Source organism: Streptomyces triticisoli, from assembly GCF_003270085.1.
Taxonomy (GTDB): Bacteria; Actinomycetota; Actinomycetes; order Streptomycetales; family Streptomycetaceae; genus Streptomyces; species Streptomyces triticisoli.
Genome location: NZ_QFDQ01000246.1, coordinates 1 through 3,582, shown reverse-complemented (window position 1 = coordinate 3,582; position 3,582 = coordinate 1). Strand labels below are relative to the sequence as shown.

The 3,582-nt window shown below is 74.8% G+C and carries 3 protein-coding genes; 1 reads left to right on the top strand and 2 read right to left on the bottom strand.

Going from position 1 to position 3,582, the window contains the following annotated elements; all coding sequences use genetic code 11:
• Positions 1-651, bottom strand: a 651-nt coding sequence (locus DEP02_RS28990; protein ID WP_112470639.1) for an ROK family protein, incomplete at its 3' end; no start/stop codon positions are given.
• A gap of 162 nt (positions 652-813) precedes the next feature.
• On the opposite strand from DEP02_RS28990, the gene DEP02_RS28985 reads away from it, so the two are divergent.
• On the top strand, positions 814-1,905 hold the full coding sequence (locus tag DEP02_RS28985) for a LacI family DNA-binding transcriptional regulator (RefSeq protein WP_198668646.1): 1,092 nt from the start codon (positions 814-816) through the stop codon (positions 1,903-1,905).
• A gap of 228 nt (positions 1,906-2,133) precedes the next feature.
• Here DEP02_RS28985 and DEP02_RS28980 read toward each other — a convergent pair whose 3' ends face one another.
• Positions 2,134-3,438 carry a DUF6986 family protein gene (locus tag DEP02_RS28980; protein ID WP_112470638.1) on the bottom strand — a complete coding sequence of 435 codons (1,305 nt, stop codon included), beginning with the start codon at positions 3,436-3,438 and terminating at the stop codon, positions 2,134-2,136.
• Positions 3,439-3,582 lie beyond the last annotated feature (144 nt).

The following is a 3,582-nucleotide window of genomic DNA, read 5'->3' as shown; positions in this document are numbered from 1 at the left end:
GGCGGCGGCCACCGCGGCGGCCGAGGTGTCGCCCTCGGGGCCCGGCCGCCAGCCGCCCGCCAGCGCACGGCCGGCGATGTTCGGACCGCTCGCGATGCGCTCCACGCAGCCGCGTGAGCCGCACGGGCACGGGTCGCCGTCGAGGTCCACGCTGATGTGGCCGATGTGGCCGGCGTTGCCGGTCGGGCCGGGGTGCAGTTGTCCGCCGAGGACCAGGCCGCCGCCCACGCCGGTGGAGACCACCATGCACAGCGCGTTGTCGTGGCCGCGGGCGGCGCCCTGCCAGTGCTCGGCCGCCGTGATGGCCACGCCGTCGCCGATCAGCCGCACCGGCAGACCGCCGGCGGCGGCACGGGCCCGCTCGACCAGCGGGTAGCCGCGCCAGCCGGGGATGTTCACGGGACTGACGGTGCCCGCGGAGGCGTCCACCGGACCCGCGCTGCCGATGCCCAGCGCCGCGGCACGCCCCCACAGCGGCGACGCGGTGATCTCGCCGAGCACCTCCTCCACGGCGCGCATGACGGTGTCGCCGTCCTCCTGCGCGGGCGTCGCGCGCTGCGCGCGCACCAGGATGCTGCCGCGGCCGTCCACCAGCGCTCCGGCGATCTTGGTGCCGCCGATGTCCAGCGCGGCCACGAGGTCGGTGTGCATCAGAGTCGAATCTCCCCGTCAACCATGAGAAAACCAAGAGGTGGGCGCAGCCCGGTCTCGCGGTGGGGGACGCCGGCCGGAGTATGCGGGGGACAGTCTCTCGCGCGCCTGACAACGTTGTCCAGGCTCTATGCTCGACGACGCCACATCCTCATACGAACCATGGACCGCCGCACCCCCGTGGACGACAGGACAGGACGCCGCATCGTGCCAGAGACCGCCCGCCGAGCAGACCGCCCCCCGACCCGTTACGGCAGCCGTCCGACGATGAAGGACGTGGCGGCACGCGCCGGGGTCGGCCTGAAGACCGTCTCCCGCGTGGTCAACGGCGAGCCCGGCGTCACCCCGGACACCGAGCGGCGCGTCCAGGAGGCCATCGAGGCCCTCGGTTTCCGGCGCAACGACAGCGCACGGGTGCTGCGCAAGGGCCGTACGGCGAGCATCGGGCTGATCCTGGAGGACCTCGCCGACCCGTTCTACGGCCCGCTCAGCCGCGCGGTGGAGGAGGTCGCCCGCGCGCACGGCGCCCTGCTCATCAACGGCTCCAGCGCGGAGGACCCGGAGCGCGAGCAGGAGTTGGCGCTGGCACTGTGCGCCCGGCGGGTGGACGGGCTGGTCGTCATCCCGGCCGGCGACGACCACCGGTATCTGGAGCCGGAGATCAAGGCGGGCGTCGCCACGGTGTTCGTGGACCGCCCGGCCGGGCACATCGACGCCGACGTCGTGCTGTCGGACAACTTCGGCGGCGCCCGCGACGGCGTCGCCCATCTGATCGCCCACGGTCACCGCCGGATCGGCTTCATCGGCGACATGCCGCGCATTCACACGGCCGCCGAGCGCCTGCGCGGCTACCGGGCGGCGATGGAGGACGCGGGGATACCGGTCGAGGACTCCTGGATGTCGCTGGGCGCCACCGATCCCGAGCGGGTGCGCCGGGCCGCCGAGGCGATGCTGTCCGGGCCCGCCCCGGTCACCGCGGTCTTCTCGGCCAACAACCGGGTGACCGTCACCGTGATCCGGGTCCTGGCCGAGCAGCCGCGCCGGATCGCCCTCGTCGGCTTCGACGACATCGAATTGGCCGATCTGCTCCAGCCGGGCGTCACCGTCGTCGCCCAGGACGCCGCCGCCCTCGGCCGCACGGCCGCCGAACGCCTCTTCCGCCGGCTGGACGGCGCCCTCGTCGCCCCGGAGCGCATCGAGCTCCCGACCCGGCTGATCACCCGCGGCTCGGGCGAGCTGCCGCCGGCGGGGTGACCGCTGGGACCTGTCGTCACATTCCCGTCGCCCGCCCGCAGGGCGGGCCGCGCGGCGTCTGGTACTGGGGGCACCTCCCACGCCCTTCGGACAGTGGGGGGAGCATCGCACGGCGGAGCGCCGCCCGCGTACCGGGCGCACGCGGGCGGTCCCGGCAACGCGGTGAGGCGCTGTGCCTGCAGGCACCTCCCGGCGGCCGGGCTGGGGAAGGAAATGCGGCGACAGGGTCTATGGGGCGGAGGCGGTGAGGTTTCCGCGCCGCGGGGCGGCGAAGGTCTCCAGGGCGGGGCGGGTCAGGCCGGTGAGCCGGGTGACCTCGGCGGTGTCGAGGGCGCCGCAGTCCAGGCCGCGCAGCAGATGGCCGCTGAGCGCCTGGGCGGTGGCGGGCTCGTCCATGACGTCGCCGCCCGTGCGGCCGGCGTAGCGGGCCAGGCGGGCGGCCGTCTGCTCGACGCCCTCGCGGTAGAAGGCGAACACGGCGGCGTACCGGGTGGGGAGGTGCGCGGGGTGCATGTCCCAGCCCTGGTAGTAGGCGCGGGCCAGGGCGCGGCGGGTGAGACCGTAGTGCAGCCGCCAGGCGTCGTGCACCTTCTCGGTCGGGCCGACCGGCAGCACGTTGGTGGAGCCGTCCGAGACGCGTACGCCGGTGCCGGCCGCGGCGACCTGCATGACGGCCTTGGCGTGGTCGGCGGCCGGGTGGTCGCTCGCCTGGTGGGCCGGGGAGACGCCGAGGCAGGCGCCGTAGTCGAAGGTGCCGTAGTGCAGCCCGGTGGCGCGGCCCTCGGCGGCCTGGATCATCCGGGCGACGGTGGCGGTGCCGTCGGCGGCGAGGACGGCCTGGCTGGTCTCGACCTGGATCTCGAAGCCGAGGCGCCCGGCCGGGAGCCCATGAGCCCTCTCGAAGGCGTCGAGCAGTCGGACCAGGGCGGTGACCTGCTCGGGGTACGTCACCTTCGGCAGCGTCAGGAGCAGTCCGCCGGGCAGGCCGCCGTCCTCCATCAGTCCGGTGAGGAAGACGTCCAGGGTGCGGATGCCCCGCTCGCGGACCGCCGCCTCCATGCACTTCACGCGGATGCCCATGTACGGGGCGGCCGTCCCCTTCTCGTACGCCTCGGCGACCAGCCGGGCCGCGCGGGCGGCCGCCTCGTCCTCCTCCGCGTCCGGGCGGGGGCCGTAGCCGTCCTCGAAGTCGATCCGCAGGTCCTCGACGGGCTCGTGCTCCAGCTTGGCGCGGACGCGGTCGTACACCGGCTCCGCCAGTTCGTCGCTCAGGCCGAGGACGGCGGCGAAGGAGGCCGCGTCGGGGGCGTGCTCGTCGAGCGCGGCGAGGGCCTTCTCGCCCCAGGAGCGGATGGTGTCGGCGGCGAGGACGTCACCGGGGACGTAGACCGTGTGGACGGGCCGGCGTGTGCCGGGGTCGCCCGGGTAACGGCGCTCCAGCTCGGCGTCGACCGGTGCGAGGAAGGCGCTGATCTCCTCGGTGACGGCGCCGGCGAGGCTCGTCGCCACCTTCTGCCGCTGTCCCTGGCCCATCCCGCGCCCTCCCGTTCTCCGTCGTCCGGAGTCAACAGTCATGCACGGAGCTTCCCGCTGGTCAACACTGCCTTCGCGGCCTGGACCGGCCACGCGCCCGGGACCGGCCGAGGCCCCCGTGACCGCGCGGGTCACGGGGGCCTC